At 72.2% G+C, this 16,464-nt stretch carries 19 protein-coding genes and 1 pseudogene; 11 read left to right on the forward strand and 9 right to left on the reverse strand.

Annotated features, from left to right (window positions below; all coding sequences use genetic code 11):
• The first annotated feature begins 43 nt into the window (after positions 1–43).
• On the forward strand, positions 44–886 hold the full coding sequence (gene panB / locus ABGB05_RS21720) for a 3-methyl-2-oxobutanoate hydroxymethyltransferase (protein ID WP_347655340.1): 843 nt from the start codon (positions 44–46) through the stop codon (positions 884–886).
• Positions 887–972: 86 nt separating this feature from the next.
• On the opposite strand, the gene npdG is transcribed toward panB, so the two are convergent.
• The 3 genes from npdG to ABGB05_RS21735 form a co-directional block, all read right to left on the reverse strand.
• Complete coding sequence (gene npdG, locus ABGB05_RS21725) at positions 973–1,671, reverse strand: NADPH-dependent F420 reductase (protein ID WP_347655294.1); 699 nt, start codon at positions 1,669–1,671, stop codon at positions 973–975.
• A gap of 184 nt (positions 1,672–1,855) precedes the next feature.
• The gene (locus ABGB05_RS21730) at positions 1,856–2,644 is read right to left on the reverse strand and encodes a hypothetical protein (RefSeq protein WP_347655295.1); all 789 of its coding nucleotides are present in this window, start codon (positions 2,642–2,644) and stop codon (positions 1,856–1,858) included.
• A 166-nt stretch (positions 2,645–2,810) separates the two neighbouring features.
• The gene (locus tag ABGB05_RS21735) at positions 2,811–3,014 is read right to left on the reverse strand and encodes a hypothetical protein (RefSeq protein WP_347655296.1); all 204 of its coding nucleotides are present in this window, start codon (positions 3,012–3,014) and stop codon (positions 2,811–2,813) included.
• A gap of 385 nt (positions 3,015–3,399) precedes the next feature.
• Here ABGB05_RS21735 and ABGB05_RS21740 point away from each other — a divergent pair, with 385 nt between their 5' ends.
• Positions 3,400–3,843: a hypothetical protein gene (locus ABGB05_RS21740; protein WP_347655297.1), complete on the forward strand. Its 444-nt coding sequence runs from the start codon at positions 3,400–3,402 to the stop codon at positions 3,841–3,843.
• Between the two features lie 123 nt (positions 3,844–3,966).
• On the opposite strand, the gene ABGB05_RS21745 is transcribed toward ABGB05_RS21740, so the two are convergent.
• From ABGB05_RS21745 to ABGB05_RS21760, 4 genes are all read right to left on the reverse strand, one after another.
• A complete protein-coding gene (locus ABGB05_RS21745) occupies positions 3,967–4,872 on the reverse strand; it encodes an aminoglycoside phosphotransferase family protein (RefSeq protein WP_347655298.1) in 906 nt (301 codons plus the stop codon).
• Between the two features lie 192 nt (positions 4,873–5,064).
• A complete protein-coding gene (locus tag ABGB05_RS21750; protein WP_347655299.1) occupies positions 5,065–5,337 on the reverse strand; it encodes a hypothetical protein in 273 nt (90 codons plus the stop codon).
• Between the two features lie 127 nt (positions 5,338–5,464).
• Positions 5,465–5,815, reverse strand: a complete 351-nt coding sequence (locus ABGB05_RS21755; protein WP_347655300.1) for a hypothetical protein — start codon at positions 5,813–5,815, stop codon at positions 5,465–5,467.
• Between the two features lie 73 nt (positions 5,816–5,888).
• Entirely contained in the window at positions 5,889–6,701 is an 813-nt protein-coding gene (locus ABGB05_RS21760; RefSeq protein WP_347655301.1) for a GntR family transcriptional regulator, read from the reverse strand.
• Between the two features lie 228 nt (positions 6,702–6,929).
• Here ABGB05_RS21760 and ABGB05_RS21765 point away from each other — a divergent pair, with 228 nt between their 5' ends.
• Both ABGB05_RS21765 and ABGB05_RS21770 read left to right on the forward strand, forming a co-directional pair.
• The gene (locus ABGB05_RS21765; RefSeq protein ID WP_347655302.1) at positions 6,930–7,736 is read left to right on the forward strand and encodes a class I SAM-dependent methyltransferase; all 807 of its coding nucleotides are present in this window, start codon (positions 6,930–6,932) and stop codon (positions 7,734–7,736) included.
• Positions 7,733–8,419 (forward strand): annotated as a pseudogene (locus ABGB05_RS21770) (demethylmenaquinone methyltransferase); the annotation flags it as partial. The gene ABGB05_RS21765 and the pseudogene ABGB05_RS21770, both read left to right, overlap by 4 nt.
• 52 nt (positions 8,420–8,471) lie before the next feature.
• On the opposite strand, the gene ABGB05_RS21775 reads toward ABGB05_RS21770, so the two are convergent.
• The gene (locus ABGB05_RS21775) at positions 8,472–9,527 is read right to left on the reverse strand and encodes a saccharopine dehydrogenase NADP-binding domain-containing protein (protein WP_347655303.1); all 1,056 of its coding nucleotides are present in this window, start codon (positions 9,525–9,527) and stop codon (positions 8,472–8,474) included.
• 81 nt (positions 9,528–9,608) lie between these two features.
• On the opposite strand from ABGB05_RS21775, the gene ABGB05_RS21780 reads away from it, so the two are divergent.
• Both ABGB05_RS21780 and ABGB05_RS21785 read left to right on the forward strand, forming a co-directional pair.
• Complete coding sequence (locus tag ABGB05_RS21780; RefSeq protein WP_347655304.1) at positions 9,609–10,187, forward strand: TetR/AcrR family transcriptional regulator; 579 nt, start codon at positions 9,609–9,611, stop codon at positions 10,185–10,187.
• Between the two features lie 91 nt (positions 10,188–10,278).
• Positions 10,279–10,560, forward strand: coding sequence for a hypothetical protein (locus ABGB05_RS21785; protein WP_347655305.1), 282 nt, complete (start codon positions 10,279–10,281; stop codon positions 10,558–10,560).
• Between the two features lie 9 nt (positions 10,561–10,569).
• Here the strand turns inward: ABGB05_RS21785 and ABGB05_RS21790 are convergent, their stop codons facing one another.
• Positions 10,570–11,874, reverse strand: coding sequence for a hypothetical protein (locus tag ABGB05_RS21790; protein ID WP_347655306.1), 1,305 nt, complete (start codon positions 11,872–11,874; stop codon positions 10,570–10,572).
• A gap of 138 nt (positions 11,875–12,012) precedes the next feature.
• Here ABGB05_RS21790 and ABGB05_RS21795 point away from each other — a divergent pair, with 138 nt between their 5' ends.
• From ABGB05_RS21795 to ABGB05_RS21815, 5 genes are all read left to right on the forward strand, one after another.
• Positions 12,013–12,606: a hypothetical protein gene (locus ABGB05_RS21795; protein WP_347655307.1), complete on the forward strand. Its 594-nt coding sequence runs from the start codon at positions 12,013–12,015 to the stop codon at positions 12,604–12,606.
• A 602-nt stretch (positions 12,607–13,208) separates the two neighbouring features.
• Complete coding sequence (locus tag ABGB05_RS21800; RefSeq protein WP_347655308.1) at positions 13,209–13,397, forward strand: hypothetical protein; 189 nt, start codon at positions 13,209–13,211, stop codon at positions 13,395–13,397.
• 110 nt (positions 13,398–13,507) lie between these two features.
• Positions 13,508–14,059: a thioredoxin-like domain-containing protein gene (locus ABGB05_RS21805; RefSeq protein ID WP_347655309.1), complete on the forward strand. Its 552-nt coding sequence runs from the start codon at positions 13,508–13,510 to the stop codon at positions 14,057–14,059.
• Complete coding sequence (locus tag ABGB05_RS21810; protein WP_347655310.1) at positions 14,059–15,969, forward strand: ABC transporter ATP-binding protein; 1,911 nt, start codon at positions 14,059–14,061, stop codon at positions 15,967–15,969. The genes ABGB05_RS21805 and ABGB05_RS21810 overlap by 1 nt, the downstream gene beginning before the upstream one ends.
• Entirely contained in the window at positions 15,963–16,463 is a 501-nt protein-coding gene (locus ABGB05_RS21815; RefSeq protein ID WP_347655311.1) for a S26 family signal peptidase, read from the forward strand. Before ABGB05_RS21810 ends, ABGB05_RS21815 begins: the two co-directional genes overlap by 7 nt.
• Position 16,464 lies beyond the last annotated feature (1 nt).

Below are 16,464 nucleotides of genomic sequence, written 5' to 3' on the forward strand. Positions count from 1 at the left end.
CGCGGCCTCGAGGCGAGAGGAGACAACGATGTCCGAGCAAGGGATGCAGTCCACCCCGAGCGAGGTGACCGCCCTCTACGGCGGCCCGGCGACCCGGCGAGTCCGTACCCGCGACCTGCTCGCCGCCAAGGAACGGGGCGAGCGGTGGCCGATGCTCACCGCGTACGACCAGTACACCGCCGGCATCTTCGAACAGGCCGGCATCCCGGTGCTGCTGGTCGGCGACTCGGCGGCGAACAACGTCTTCGGTTACGAGACCACCGTCCCGGTCACCGCCGACGAACTGCTGCCGCTGGTCCGGGCGGTGGTCCGGGCGACGAACTACGCGCTGGTCGTCGCCGACCTGCCGTTCGGCTCGTACGAGGAGGGGCCGACCCAGGCGCTGCGCACCGCCGTACGGTTCATGAAGGAGGGCGGCTGCCACGCGGTGAAGCTGGAGGGTGGCCGGCGGGTGGCCGAACAGATCCGGGCGATCACCGGGGCCGGTATCCCGGTGATGGGCCATGTCGGGTTCACCCCGCAGTCGGAGCACGCGATCGGCGGCTACCGGGTGCAGGGCCGGGGCGACGCCGCCGACGAGGTGGTCGCGGACGCGGTCGCGGTGGCCGAGGCCGGGGCGTTCTCGGTGGTGCTGGAGATGGTGCCGGGCGAGGTCGCCAAGCAGATCACCCACGAGGTGCCGATTCCCACCATCGGGATCGGCGCCGGACCGGACTGCGACGCGCAGGTGCTGGTCTGGCAGGACATGGCGGGGCTGCGGTCCGGCCGGATGCCCCGCTTCGTGAAGCGGTACGCCGACCTGAACGGGGTGCTGACCGAGGCGACCCGACGGTTCGCCGCCGAGGTACGCGACGGCGGGTTCCCCACCCTCGACCACACCTTCTGAACCCGGAACGGCCGTCGCCCGGTCAGCACCGCGCATCCGCTGCGCGGCGCTGACCGGGCGACCGGCCTGTCGACCATCGACCCAGGTCAGATGTCGGTGACCCGGATCCCGGCGTGCGCCTTGTACCGCTTGTTGATCGCGATCAGGTTGGCGGTGAACGCCTCGATCTGGTGTGCGTTACGCAGTCGGCCCGCGTACACGCCCCGCATCCCGGGGATCCGCGCGGCGAGCGCCGCCACGATCCCGACGAGTTCCCGCTCCTCCGTGCAGATCAGTACGTCGAGGTCGATCCGGTCGATCGTCGGGTCGGCCAGCAACGGCGCGCTGACATGGTTGAACGCCGCGCAGACCCGGGACTCCGGCAGCAACGCCGCCGCCTGCTGCACGGCACTGCCCTCCTCGACCGGCAACGGGTACGGCCCCTGCTTGTCGAAGCCCAACGGATTGACGCAGTCGACGACCACCTTGCCGGCGAGCGGCTCCCGCAGGTCGGCGAGGGTGTCCCGGTGCCCGGCCCACGGCACCGCCACGACAACCACGTCACTGCGGGTCGCCACCTCGACGTTGTCGCCGCCGGAGACCGACACGTCGACGGGCAGCCCGGGCAGGGCACGGAGTTCCTCCGCCGCCTGGACCGCACGCTGCGCCGAGCGGGAACCGAGAAGGACCGGCTGCCCCGCCCGCGCCAGCCGGTAGGCCAGGCCCCGCCCCTGGTCGCCGGTGCCGCCGATGAACCCGACGGTCAGTCCGGACACGTCGGGGAGGGTACTCGCGTCATATCCCATGCCGGCATCCTCGCAAATCCGGCCGGACGTCGAAGCGATCCGCCGCCATGCGCCCGGTCACACCCCGTACCCCGACCGGGGTCACGCGCCCGCCGGCTGGCCGGCGGCTGTCAGCCACCTGGTGACCGACGGCGGTGTGTCCACCGGAACGCCCCCGCTCCGGGGCGTTCCGGTGGTGGCTGGCTCAGCCCGTCATCTTCCGGGCGGTCGGTCGGGCCGTCGGGCGGCCCGGCGCCTTGGCCGTCGTCTTGCGGGCGGCGGCCTGCTTCGCCGCCGTGCCGCGCGTGCTGCCCGCCGTCGCCCGCTTCGCCGCCGTGCCGCGCGTGCTGCCCGCCGTCGCCCGCTTCGCCGCCGTGCCGCGCGTGCTGCCCGCCGTCGCCCGCTTCGCCGCCGTGCCGCGGGTGGCGCCCGCCGTCGCCCGCTTCGCCGCCGTGCCGCGGGTGGCGCCCGCCGTCGCCCGCTTCGTCAGCGCGGTCGTCCGCTTCGCCGCCACCTTCCTGGCCGGCGCCTTCTTCGCGGGTGCCTTCTTCGCCGGCGCCTTCGCCGCCGTGGTCCGCTTGGCGGGCGCCTTCTTCGCCGGGGTCTTCTTGGCGACCTTCTTGGCCGCCGCGGTGGTCTTCTTGGCCGCCGCGGTCGTCTTCCGCGCCGCCGTCGTGGTGCTGCGCTTGGTGGCCGTCGTCGTCTTCTTCGCCGCCGCGGTGGTCTTCTTCGCCGTCGCGGTCGTCTTCTTCGCCGTCGACGTGCCCTTCGCCGCGGTGCGCTTGGCGCCCGTACGGGTGGCGGTCGCGGTCTTCTTCGCCGTCGCCTTCTTCGCCGGCGCCCGCGTGGCCGTCGTCTTCTTCGCCGGCGCCTTGGTGGCCGCCGCCTTCTTGGCCGCTGTCGCGCGCTTGGCCGGGGCCTTCTTCGCCGGCGCCCTGGTGGCCGCCGACGTGCTCGCGGCACCCCGGGCGGCGGTGCTCCTGGCGGCACCCACCGTCCGACTCCGCGCCATCGTCTTCTTCCCGGCAGCGCTTCTGGCTACCGGGCGGGTGGCCCTGGTTGCTTCGGCCATCTGTGTTTCCTCCTTGCGGGACATGCTCTCGGGGGTCTCCTCACGGAGCACCACGGAGTTCCTCGACGCGGGCTCTCGCCGCGCCGGTCTAGCGCTCCTCCCCGGCCCAGCGGGCATCCTCGGCCTCCCACGCTTCGTTGCGCTCGCGCACCCGCTCAAGCGCCTGCTCCGCGTCGGCGGCCGAGTGGTACGGCCCGAGCACGTACCTCGCCGCGCAGACGTCCGCACCGGTCTCGACCCGGTGGTGACGGATGCACCAGAAGTACTGCGTACCACTCCCGCTGTCGCTCATGGCATCACTGTGCACGGCGAAACGACCATGCGCCACCGTTTCGCGCAAAAAGACGGGGTGACTTCCACAGTAGACCCGACCAGAAAAGACCGGGCGCGGAATCGGCAAAGAGTCGTCGTACGAGGGAAAGCCTTTTTACATCAAGGGATTCACCACTGTGAGCGTCGTCCGGAACGGCCCCGCCGGTGCTCCGGCAGCCCCGGAAGAAAGTTTGCCCCGGCGGCGCCCACCGGGCCACCTGGGAGCCCCGACACCGCTCACCCAAGCCGGCGCCATCGTCCTGACCTGGGCACCTGCCGCCCGGAAATGGAGCACAATTCGCGGTGTGGGTGCGATACGACAGGCGGGTCACAGACGACGGCTCCCCCGGGTGCCGCCATTGGTCGTGTTCGCCATTCTGCTGCTACTCGTCGGCGCGGCCGGACACACCGTGCTCACCATCCTCACCGAGCCGACCATCGAGGAACGGGCCCACGAGGAAGCGGTACGTCGCGCCGCCCGGATCGGTCACGCACTCGTACACGGCAACGCCGTCGACGCCGCCGCACTCGGCCAGGACGCCGCCCGCAACGAGCGGGTCGACGTGGTACGTGTCGACGGAACCGACCGCCGCCGCTCCCCCGGGGTTCGGCTGCTCTTCCGGGTGCACGTCGAGATGTCCCGGCCCGGGATGGCCGGCCTGACCCGCACCGAACTGGCGGTCTGCTTCCGCCAGGTCATCGACGAGGAACGCGGCGACTTCTCCCAGCTCGAGGTGCCCTGCCCGCCCGCGGCAAACCCCACCCCGACGCCTACTCCGCCCCCGCCCACCTCCCCCGTCCCCCGGTGAGGAAGGGCCGCTGTCTTCGCTTCCGGTAACCGGGCGGCCCCCTCGACGCCCGCCCACCCGCCGAGGACGTGGTGGCCGAGGTGCTCCGCTCGTTCGGCTGGTGACGGTGGTCGGTCGACCGGCTCACCGGGTGGCGGCGTCGTCGAGGATCGCCCGGAGCCGTGCCTGGCATTCGGCGACGAAGGCCGGATAGGTCGACCAGTAGTACGCGAGGCCGGCGACGCCGACCCCGATCGCCCAGGCGCGGGCCCGGGTCCAGGTCAGGTCGTCGAGGTCGAGGCTGTCCCAGTACGCCTGTCGGGCCGGTGTCGGCAGGTCCCAGACCGGGGCGTGCTCGGCGTCGGGGAAGCCGACCGCGAGTGCCCCGAAGTCGATGACCGCGCACAGCCGGCCGTCCCGCACCAGCAGGTTGGTGGGCCGGAGGTCGCTGTGCAGCCACACGTGGGATCCGGACGGTTCGGGCAGGTCGAGCGCGTCCCGCCACAACCGCTCCACGGTCTCCAGGTCGAGGCTGGGGCCGATGGCCCGACAGTCCGCGAAGTATCCGCCGACCCACTCGTCAAATGACCGCAGGCTGCCGCCGCGGTAACCGCCGAGGTCGTCGGCCCGGGTCGCACCCGTCAGGTCCAGGCCGTGCAGCTGACGGACGAACGCCGCCAGGTCGGTGCCGAAGGCGGGCCAGTCCTCGACGGTGTCCGGACCGGGCTCGGCGCCGTCGATCCACCGGTAGACCGACCAGGCGAGCGGAAAATCCGGGCTGGGTGCACCGGCGAAGACCGGTTCGGGGACGGCGAGGGTGAGCCGCGGCGCCAGCCGGGGCAGCCACTTCTGCTCCTTGCGGATCGACGGCTCCTTGTCGGGGGTGCGCGGCAGGCGTACGAGCAGGTCGTCGCCGAGCCGGAACATGGTGTTGTCGGTGCCCGAGCCGGCGACCGACAACGGCAGCTCGGCCCACTCCGGGCGCTGTGCCTTCAGCAGGGTCCGGACCAGCGACTCGTCGACCGGGAGTTCGTTGCGGTGCAGTGTCACGCCGGGATTCTTTCGCCAGCGGGTCGCGGAGGCCAGTGACTTTGCCAGCCGGCGACGAGCGAGGCGAGGTTGCGGTCGGAGAAGTCGGGATAGAGGACGGCCAGGAGCGGAAGGTAGTCCCCGTCCGCACCCTGATGCTCCGGTCGCCCGGGTGGTCCGGCCGCCCGGGTGGTCCGGCCGCGCCCACCGGCGTCAGTAGGGACGCGGTCGACGACGCCAGCGCCAGATGCCGTACAGGAGCAGGGCCAGCCCGACCACGGCAACGCCGGCGGCGATCCACAGCCGGGTCACCAGGACGCGACGCGCCTCCGCGATCTCCGCCGCCTGTCGGAGCAGCATCTCCGGGGTCGGATCCTGGTACGGGAACGAGGCACCCATCTCGTCGGCGAGCGGCCCGCAGGGCAGCACACAGGCGCCCACGACCAGCAGGGCGCCCGCGGCCAGGGCAAGGCGGGTACGCAACATCCCGCCAGGATGGCAGGACGCGACAACCTCGATGTCCGGGCCGGTTGCCGACAGCGCCGATGCCATCACACCGGCGGGTCGGGACGATTCGAGTAGCGCCACCGCACCGCATCCGTCGGGTCGCCGGTCAACCCTCGGCGTTACCGCGCACTGCCCGGTGCAAGCCGTCCAGCATGGCCCGGAAGTCGGTCAGGCTGAGTTCCGCCGCCTCGAAGTGGCCGTAACGTGCCTCGGTCCGTACGACAACAGAGTCGACGAGGGTGAAGACGACGGCCTCGCATCCGGCGCTGAAGTTCGGATCCGTCGCCGCCCCGGCCACCCAGGCCTCGGTGAACCGGCCAAGCCGCTCCAGGGTGCCGACTTCGTCCGCGAACAGTTCCGCTGCCACGACCAGGTTGGCGTCCGTCGCCGGACGACGTCGCGCACTCCACCCGCCGGCAGGATCAAGGACGAAGGTCCACCGCATCGCGGAAGCCACGTAACCCAGTCTCCACCGTCCGGACTACCGGCGCGCCGGCGGGCGTCGGGCGTACGACGTCAACGGGGGCAGGTCAGGCGTGCCACCGCTGCAGCGTCGTCGTGAAGCACAGTTCGGTCCGGTCGCCCGGGAAGACGACGTCGGCGACCTCGACGACCCGGTCGGTGATGTCGTACGACGTCTTGCGTACGTCCAGGACCGCGACGCCGGGTTCGATGTCGAGGAGTTCCGCCTCGTCCGGCAGTGGCGGGCGGGCGCGGACGACCTCCTCGATCCGGTCCAGTTCGACACCGACGGTGGAGAGCTGGTGCTGGGTGCCGCCGGGCCAGGGCTCCTGGTCCGCCGACAGGAGCTGCTTGTTCGCCTTCACCAGGTCGTACGGCAGGTACGAGTACGACGCCGACAACGGCGCCGTCTCGTGCCGGGAACTGGTCCAGTACACCCGGCGCAGCAGCGGCGCACCGACCGGCAACCCGAACGCCGCCGCCATCTCCTGGTCCGCCTCGACCTGCGAGTACTCGGCGTGGAACCGCAGGTCATGAGCCGCCCAGCCGGTGTCGTGCTCGGTGCCGCCGGTCCGCCGCCGCTCGGCGTCGTCGAGCAGTACCCGGTCCTTCTCCCACTGGTACCGCTGCGTGTTGCGTCGGCGGATCCGCTGTCGGGGCGCCCGCACATAGGTGCCCCGTCCCTGCTCGGCCCGGACCAGACCCCATTCGCGCAACTGGCGGATGGCGTTCCGCACGCTGGTCCGGGACATCTGCGAGGACTCGGACAGCTCCGTTTCGCTGGGCATCGCCGATCCCCGGGGCAGTTCCCCGCTCATGATCCGCTCGCGCAACTCCTGCGCCAGTCGCAGGTAGCCCGGTCGCCGGTTCTGGGAGGTCACGCCACTTACGCTAACCAGACGTGCAGACATCTGCCGGGTGGTCGACCTAACACCCGGTCGGCGGGTCGGCCCTTGCTGAGAGGCTTCTCAGTCACCGCATTGCCAGGACCCGTTTCGCCATCTACGGTCGGCGATGCCGGAGTGAGAGGCGCTGCGACGGACCAGGTCCGCCACGCTCACCCCGGGACCATCGGAGCCAAGGGCGCCTTCCGCGATGAGGGAGGCGTGATGAGTGCATCCGTGACCACCTGGGGTGCCGGCGATTATCCGGCCATGGCGCGGCGGCTGATGCCGGTCGCCGAAGCGGTGGTGGCAGCCGCCGCGATACGGCCCGATGAGCGGGTGGTCGATGTGGCCACCGGTACGGGCAACGCGGCGCTCCTGGCTGCTCGGTGTGGAGTCCGTGCCGTCGGGGTGGACTTCGAGCCCGCGCTGTTGGAGTTGGCCCGGCGGCGTGCCGCAGCTGACGGCCTGGCGGTCGATTGGCGACTCGGCGACGTGTGCCGGTTGCCTCTCGCCGACAACTCGGCCGAGGTGGTCCTCTCCGTGTTCGGCGTCATGTACGCGAACGACCACGATGCGGCGGCCCGAGAGCTGAGCCGGGTGTGTGCCCCCTCCGGCCGGGTCCTGCTGGCTGCCTGGACACCGGGCAGTCTGCTGCCGGCCATGGGGCAGGTCCTCGGCGGCTATCTACCGCCGCCTCCGGCCGCAGGCCTCCCGCCGAGCCACTGGGGTGCCCGCGAGCCGGTCGGACGGCTCCTGGCAGCCGCCGACCTCCGGATCACGTCGGCGGACGTTCACCAGTTGGATCTGAGCTTCACCAGCGCCGACGCGGCGACCAGCCTGCTCGTCGACAGCGCCGGACACGTCGTCGCCGAACGGGATCGACTCGTCGCACAGGGCCGGTGGGACGCATTACGCGCGGACCTGCGCTCGTTCGTGGGCGACCGTGGCGTAGCCGACGACGGTCGCTTCCGGCTGGAGCTCGAATACCTGCTCGTGACGGCCACGCCGTCCTCGGCGATGACAGCATGACCCGGGCGGATATGGCCAAACAGCCCGCAGCGGTCGCCGCGATGTTCGACGGCGTCGCCGAGCGGTACGACTTGGCCAACAGGATCATCTCGTTCGGCCAGGACACCAGGTGGCGGCGGGCGACCAGAGCGGCATTGAGCCTGCACCCAGGCGAACGGGTGCTCGACGTCGGCGCCGGCACGGGCGTCTCCACCGAGGAGCTGGCCCGTTCCGGGGCGTTCGCCGTGGGAGTAGATCTTTCCACCGGCATGCTGGAGGTCGGCCGCCGCGTCCGGCCCGCCGTGCCGCTGGTGGCAGGCGACGCGCTGTGCCTGCCGTTCCCGGATGGTGCCTTCGATGCGGTGACCATCTCTTTCGCCCTGCGCAACGTGGTCGATCTCGATGCCGCGTTGCGCGAGCTCGCCCGGGTGGTCAGGCCAGGCGGGCGGCTTGTGGTCTGCGAGTGCAGCCATCCGACGAACCCCGCATTCCGCACGTTCTACCTCGCCCACCTGCTTCGGGCCATACCCATGGTGACCCGACGGGTGTCCAGCAACCCCGACGCCTACGACTACCTGATCGAATCCATCCGCGCCTGGCCGAATCAGCCGGCGCTGGCGAAGCGGATCGCTTCATCGGGCTGGCACCAGGTCGGTTGGCGCAACCTCAGCGGCGGTGTCGCCGCCCTGCACCGCGCCACCCGTTGTCGAGGGGGTGTCGACGACGCAGGCTTCGCGACACGCTACGGACCGCTCGTCAGTTCGTGAGCACGAACTCGGCGCCGGCGGCCAGCGCCACTTCGGGGCCGAAGAGCCTGGCGGGGGTGAAAGCGCCAGGGCGGCCCTCGCCCTTGGCCAGTCGCTGGGCCACCTCGGTGACAGCGCCGACGGTGAACGTCATACCGTCGCCGGTGCGCAACCAGCCCTCACGCACACGACCGGACGGCCATTCGATCCGGGCGCGGGCCCAGGACGATCGGCGAGGGCGCTCCTTGGCCGTGGTCGTGGTGATGCGGGCGAGCCGCCGAGTGGCGAAGCCGGCCAGGCCGGGCAGCCGCAGCACGCCACCGATCGCCGGCAGAGCCGCTCGGACGGCCGGGTTGGCCGGGGCGAGAGCCGAGGCGCCGATCACCGACGGGGCGCCGCTGGCCTGCCAGGCCGCGAAGAGCTCGCCGCCGCCCAGGGAAGCGGTGGTAACCACGTCGCCGTCGGGGGTGGTCAATCGCTCGGCGGCACCGCCGGCCCAGGCACGTACCATCCGGCCCTGCCGCACCTCACGGCCGCCGTCCGACAACGCCTGCACGATGGTGGCGGCCAGGGCTTCGCCGAGGGCACCGGGTTCGACCGCGACTGACGCGACGGCGTCGACGCGTACCCGCGCAGGCTTTTCCTCGGCCGCCAGCAGATGCAGCAGAATGCTCTCGGTCGCGAGCACGCCGAAGCCCGCCCCGCAGACCAGGGTGCGACCGGTCGCCGCCGCCTCCCGGTCCATGCCGTGGAGCAACTCGAACGCGCTCAGTTCGTTGCCGACGTCGACGTAGTGGGTGCCTGGCGGGCAGGCCCGCGCGACCTGCGGTGCCGTGACCGCGAACGGGCCCACCGTGTTGACCACGACGCTCGGTGCCTCGGTGGCCAGCCGCGCGCAGACCTCGTCGAGCGAGCCGGTCACCGCCCGGGCGTCCGGACTCACCTGGGCCAGTCTCTTCGGATTGCGGCCGGTCACCACCACCTCGACGCCCGCCTGTCGCAGACGCTCCACCGCCTCCCGGCCGACCCGTCCGGTCGCGCCGAGAACCCAGATCTCACCCGTCATGTTCGCCTCCGTCAGTCATGACACGTCGTGTCATGACTATCGCACGGCACGACACGACATGTCATCACTAGAATCTGCCGCATGGGTCGATGGCAGCCAGGAGCACGAGAACGACTCGAGCAGGCCGCGCTCGACCTCTTTCTCGAGCAGGGCTTCACCCAGACCACCGTGCCGCAGATCACGGCGCGGGCCGGACTCACGACCCGTACGTTCTTCCGACACTTCGCCGACAAGCGTGAGGTGCTGTTCGCCGGCGAGGAGCAGGTGCCCGAGCAGGTGGCCCGGCTCATGGCCGAGGCCCCGCCGTCGCTCGGCCCGATGGAACTGATCAGCGAAGGCCTGGCCCCCGCCGCAGCCAAGATCTTCGAGGGCCGCAGCCTCGACTACCTGCTACGCCGACGGGCCGCGATCGACGCCGAGCCCGCCCTGCACGAGCGCGAGCTGCGCAAGTTCTCGCTGATGGCGGAGGCCCTGAAGCAGGGCTTCCGCGACCGCGGTATCGACGACCTGGCCGCCCAACTGGCGGCCGAGATCGCCGTGGCCACGTTCCGGATAGCCGTGACCCGCTGGCTCAACCAGCACGGCGACCCCGACCTCCCGTCCACCATCAACCAGACCCTGGTGGCGATGCGGCACCTGACGAACATGCCGTCGACCTGATGCTCCGGCCACACCTGCGCGCATTGCCTACCAGCAGATCAACGGCATGTTCGGCGCCGGGTCAGTGCCGACAGGCCAGCTGACGACATCCATGAACGCATCTGGTCACGCCCGGGATGGCCGCTGGACAACCATCCTGATCCTCCGCCGGCACGAACGGGGCGCCGAACTGGCCGCCAGCCTGCGCGACTCGCTCGGGCACGCGGACGTCATCGGCTTCGACTACACGACGTTCTCGGAGGAGCACCAGCAGCACATCCGGTACCGGCCGCCCTGCAACCTGCCCGTCGACCGGAATCCGGCTCGCCGCTGTCGTCGGCCCGAGGGCCACGACGGACCGTGCGACGAGTGTGCCTTCGCCCCACCCGGGTGAGGCGCGAGGCTACTGGGCCGGCGGCTTGCGGCGGATCGTGTAGTGCAGCACCAGGAACGGCAGCCCGAAGACCCGGAACGCGTGCTCGGCGCGCAGTTCGCCGTCCCGGACGTACACGTCGAGTTCCTCGGCGAAGCCGTGCACAGCGAGCGTGGTGAGCTGCCGCGACTCCGGCTCGACGTAGGTCAGGTAGTGGCCCGGGTGGGGCAGGTCGCTGCGGCTGGTGAGGACCAGGCCGCCGTCGGGGCGCGGGCGGGGCAGCAGGGTGGCCGTGAAGCTGGCCTGCGGCAACGGGAAACCGACGCTGACGTACCCGCGCCCGTCGTGCCGGTACGTGGTGTAGATGCCGACGTAGATCGGTTCGTCGGTGTCGACGTACGAGCGGATCCAGCCCCGGATGCCGACCACGCCGCCCCGCTCGGGGCTGATCGTGTCGATGCGGCTGCGTACGCCGCGCTGCGTCTCCCGCTGGTTCATCGGTACGTTCGCCTGTCCGAGCGGGCGGGCCAGGAAGGTGCGGTAGAGCAGGTAGCCGGGGCGTACCCAGAGCCGCCACTCGGGCACGATGTCGAGGGTGAAACGGGTGGTGTGCTCGTAGAACTCGCGCACCCTCGGGTCGACGCCGGCCGGGTCGAACCCCGGACCGGCCAGCTCGTCGAAGGAGGCGACGATGCCGACGTCGGGCGCGTCCGCGCGGTAGTCGCCGCCGATCACCCGCGCCAGCTCGCGGACGTAGCCGGTACCGACGTACCGGGTGCGCGACTCCAGCGGCACCACGAACGGAAGCTCCTCGGCCGCGACCCGCTCGGCGAGCAGGCTCACCTGGGGATCACGGAAGACCAGCGCCGCCAGCATCCGGTACGCCAGCACGGTGGCGGCGGCAACGATCGCGGCAGGAGCCGGGCGACCCGCCCAGACGCTCTCGTCGACGGTCGACAGGCCGTAGCCGACGGCGGCCCCGACCAGCGGCCCGAGCAGCACCTTGTGCGGTCGTACGCCGAGCAGCCCCACCACCACGCCGGTCACGAGGCCCACCACGAGCGGACCGGCGCCGGTGAGCCACCCGCCGGCCCAACCGAGCGGGGCGGCGATCGCCGCGCTCATGACGATCCGCGACCAGAGCGCGGGTATCTCGCCGGGGCGCTGCCGGGCCCGCGCCACGGCCTCGGCGGTACCGAGGAGTGCCGCGCCGGCGACCGCCCCGGACAACCCCGCCGGCCAGCCCCAGCGGGCGGCCAGCGCCGCTCCGGCCAGCGCGCCGATCACCACTGCCGGTCCGATCGAGCCGGGCCGGCGGACATCCCCCGAGGTCACGCCGGGAAATCTACCGCCGGCGGCGGCCAACCGTAGTACCAGAGGGGTACGGCAAGACCGGACCGTGGGGTGACGTCCTGCCCGTTGACGCGGCCGTACGGTCACGGCGTCACCGAAACGAGCCCTGCAGGAGAAGCCGTGTCCGTTCAATCCCACCTGCGTTCCGCCGCCACGGAAGAGAGGAGCCGGGGGCGCCGGATCGCGGCGCTGACCGGCCGCAGCCTCGCCTACGGCGCCCTGCTGCCGCTGGTGGCCCCGGCCGCCCTGCCGACCGTCCTGTTCGGCCGGGCGGGCACCGCGCTCTCCTGGTGGCGCGCGCTACGGACCCGGGTGCTCGGGGCGCCACCCGCCGAGGTCCGGCGCCGGGCGGGTTGGCTCGCCGTCGCCGGTCACGGCCTGCTCAGCCTCCTGCTCGGCGCGGCGGCGCTGCCGCCGCTCGGGGTCCAGTTGCTGATGGTGCTGCGCGGGATGCTCTACGGCCTGGTGGTCCCCGGGCCGTACGACCACGCGTGGGGCGGGCCGACCCTGGCTGGCGCCTGGGTGGTGCACTTCCTGGTGGGCATTCCCACTTCCGCCGCCGGGCTCGCCCTGCTGCTCGCCATCGCCGCGCTGCACCAGCGGCTCACCGCCGCCCTCGACGGGCAGCGGCTGCGGCCGTGGGTACTGCCGGTGGCACTGCTGATCTGCGTTGCCATGGGACTGTTCTTCGTGGCCTGGCTCCAACAGATCTAGCTGGCCTCGCTCTTTCATTTGGGCGTGCCCTGACAGCTGTGGCTCGATGATTCTCGATTGAGGATGGCCGTGTGGGGTGCGGGCATGCTCACATCGCTCGATGCGCTCCCGCAGCGACCGGGCAACGACATCCGGCAGCGGACTGCGCTCGTTCACACATCAGAGATGTGGGCCTGTAAGACGGACTCGCACCTCCGACAGGACGGGCTGGCGGGCCGACCTCATCCGCCCGGCGGCGCCGGTGCGGGTGGAGGGCCGACTGCCGGACGGGCAGCCCTTCACCTTCCGGGCCCGGCACGGCGAGGTCTCGCTGGGCGTCGGCGGCGCCGACCCGGCCGACATGCCGGCGTGGACGCGGGAGCCCTGTCCTGGTTGGACGCTCGCCGATCGTATGGCGTAGACATTTGTCGATCAAAAGGCGAGCGCATGTTACCATTCGCATGCCGAGCCGCCGACACGGGGGGTCGGCATGTTGCTGTCGGGAGCCGAGCCGGAACGGGCGGATCGGCGTCCCCGGCGCCGGCCCATCCGGCGGCTGTATCCGGCTGAGCCCGATGTCGGTGGCGTCCGGCCTGCCCGTCCATCGATCAGAGGAGAAGCACATGCTGTCACTTGCGCGCCGGGCCGCCGACAAGGCGATCGGCCTGTTCCTGCCCGAGGCCGAGGCGAACGCGGACTACTGGGGCCGCTACTGCTACTGCAAAGACAACTACCGCTTCTACGAGCTGTGGTCGTGGGTGAACGGCGCCCCGGTCAACCAGGGCTGCCAGGCGCGGGACCCGGGCTGCTGATCCGCGGTGGACGGGCCGGCGCCGGTGCCGGGACCGGCCCGTCCACCGCCGCGTCGCTTCGTCCGTCGACCCGGACCGGGCCCCCGGGTCCCTTGGAGGTGCTGTCCGCCGTGCTCGTCGCCGCCGTCGTCCTGCTGTTTATCGTCACCGGTCTGAACCTGCTGCTGACCTTCGGGATGATCCGCAGGCTCCGTGTGCACAGCGAGATCCTCCGCACCGGCCGGTCCGGGGCCGCCAGCGACGCGGACATCATGCTCCCCGCCGGTGCGTGGCCCGCGCCGTTCGCTGGGGCCACCACCACCGCCGGTGAACCGCTGACCCGCGACGACCTGCGCGGCGTGCTCGTCGGATTCTTCGCGCACGACTGCGACGGGTGCCGGCGGCAACTGCCGGAGTTCGTGACGCTGGTCCGGTCGCTTGGACGCGAGCGGGTGGTGGCCGTGGTGGTCGACGGCGACGCCGACGCCAACCGGGCGGCCCTCGCCGCGCTGGAGCCGGTCGCCCGGGTGGTCACCGAGCCGCACGACGGCCCGCTGCAACGGGCGTTCGCGGTCCGGGGCTTCCCCGCGATGGGCGTGCTCGACGCCGACGGCCGGGTGACGGGGGCGACCATGGCGGTCACGGATCTGCCCGCCCTCCTGCCCGACCGCCTTCCGAGCTGATGGCCGGTTCGACCGACGGTCCCGGTGCCGACCGGGCCACGGTCCGGCTGGGCGTCACCGGCACGGCGCGGCACCTGGCCGCGGCCATGCGGCTGTGCTGGTCCGCCGCCCCGGGCGTGCTGCTGACCCAGCTGCTGCTCACCGTGCTGGCCGGCGTCTGGGGCTGGGTGGCGGCCCTGCTGACCAGGGCGATCGTCGACCGCCTGACGGCCGCACCGGCCGCCCCCGACGCGTCCCTGATGCTGCTCGCGGTCGGACTCGGGGCCCTCGGGATCGCCGTCGGCGCCGAGGCGGCCGTCTCCCGCTACCTCGACGCGGCCCTGGAACGCGCGCTCCGCGTCGTCGTCACGACCCGGCTGTACGGCGCCGTGAACCGGCTGGCCGGCCTGGCTCGGCTGGAGCAACCGCAGTTCCAGGACCGGATCCAGCTCGCCATGAACGCCGGCCGCGCCGGCCCCGGCCAGATCGTCACCGGGGCGTTCGGCATCGTCCAGGGTGTCCTGACGTTCGCCGGGTTCGTCGGCGCCCTCTTGGCTGTCGCGCCCGTGATGGTGGCGGTGGTGTGCGCCGCCGTCGTTCCGACCCTGTGGGTGGAGGTGGCGCTGGGCCGCCGCCGGGCGGCGATGACCTGGCGGATCAGCCACGCCGAGCGGCGCGAGGCCTTCTACACCACCTTGCTGTCCAGCCTGGAGGCAGCCAAGGAGCTGCGGCTGTTCCGCCTCGGGGACTTCTTCGCCGGCCGGTTGCTGCGCGAACTGACCCACATCAACCGCGAACAGCGGGCCGTGGACCGGCGCGCGTTCGCCGGGCACATGACGCTCGCCGTCCTCGGCTCGGTGATCGCGGCGGCCGGGCTGGTGTGGGCCATCGGGCTGGCGGGCCGGGGCCGGCTGACGGCGGGCGACGTCACCCTGTTCATCGCGGCCGTCGCCGGTACCCAGGCTGCGCTGACCGGGACGGTGACGCAGTACGGGCTGGTGCAGCAGGCGCTGCTGCTGTTCGACCACTACCGCGCGGTCGTGGCGGAACCGGCCGACCTCCCGGTGCGCGCCGCGCCGCTGCCATGCCCGTCCCTGCGGGTCGGCCTCGAACTGCGTGACGTCTGGTTCCGGTACGCCGACGACCAGCCGTGGATCCTGCGCGGGGTGACGCTCACCATCCCGGCGGGCACGTCGGTCGCCCTGGTCGGGCTCAACGGCGCGGGCAAGAGCACGCTGGTGAAGCTGCTGTGCCGGTTCTACGACCCGGTGCGCGGCAGCATCCACTGGGACGGCGTGGACCTGCGCGACCTGGACCCGGGCGAGCTTCGCGACCGGCTCGGCGTCGTGTTCCAGGACTTCATGAGCTACGACCTGACGGCCGCGGAGAACATCGGCGTCGGCGACGTGGCGCGGATCGACGACCCGGCCGCGATCGAACACGCGGCCCGGCTGGCGGGCTGCCACGACCCGATCGCGCGCCTGCCGCGCGGGTACGACACGTTCCTGTCCCGGCTGTTCTTCGCCGACCCGGCCGAACCGGAGACCGGCACGGTGCTCTCCGGTGGGCAGTGGCAGCGGGTCGCGGTGGCCCGGGCGCTACTGCGTGCGGGCCGCGACGTGCTGATCCTGGACGAACCGAGTTCCGGGTTGGACGCGGAGGCCGAGTACACGCTGCACGCCCACCTGCGGGACCTCCGGAAGGGGCGGACCAGCATCCTGATTTCCCACCGCCTGTCCACGGTGCGCGACGCCGATCGCATCGTGGTCCTGGAAACTGGAAGCGTCGTGGAGTCCGGCCGGCACGCCGACCTGATGGCGGCCGGTGGCCGGTACGCCACCCTGTTCGGTCTGCAGGCCAGGGGCTACCGGGACGGTGCCGGCGACGGCGACGGGACCACCCCGTCGCCGGTGGGCGGGCTCGCATGGTGACAGCGGTCGCGGTCACGGCGGCGTTGGTGCTCGCCGGATACGTCGCCACGGCCGTCCGGCGCCGGTTCGTCGTGGTGACCGTGCGCGGGGAGAGCATGCTGCCCACGTTCACCGACGGGCAGCGGGTGCTGGTCCGGCGGTGCGCCGTGGCCGCGGTGACGCCGGGCGACGTGGTGGTGTTCGCCGATCCCCGCGACGCCGACCGGGACCGGCTGGAGGCCGAGCGGGAACGGCTGGTTGCGGCCGGGGTGCCGGCGCTCCCGCCGCCGCCCTGGCGCAGGTCGGAGTGGCTGGTCAAGCGGGTCGCGGCGGTACCCGGCGATCCGGTTCCACGGTCGGCCGTACCGGCGCTGGCCGAGGTCGACCACGATGTCGTGCCGGCCGGTGCCCTCGTCGTGCTCGGCGACAACGCGGCCCGCAGCGACGACTCGCGCCGCTACGGCTACGTGCCCGCGAACCGGCTGGTCGGGACGGTTCTGCGCACGCTGTCCTGAC

The sequence above is a fragment of the Plantactinospora sp. B5E13 genome, from assembly GCF_039871775.1.
GTDB lineage: Bacteria > Actinomycetota > Actinomycetes > Mycobacteriales > Micromonosporaceae > Plantactinospora.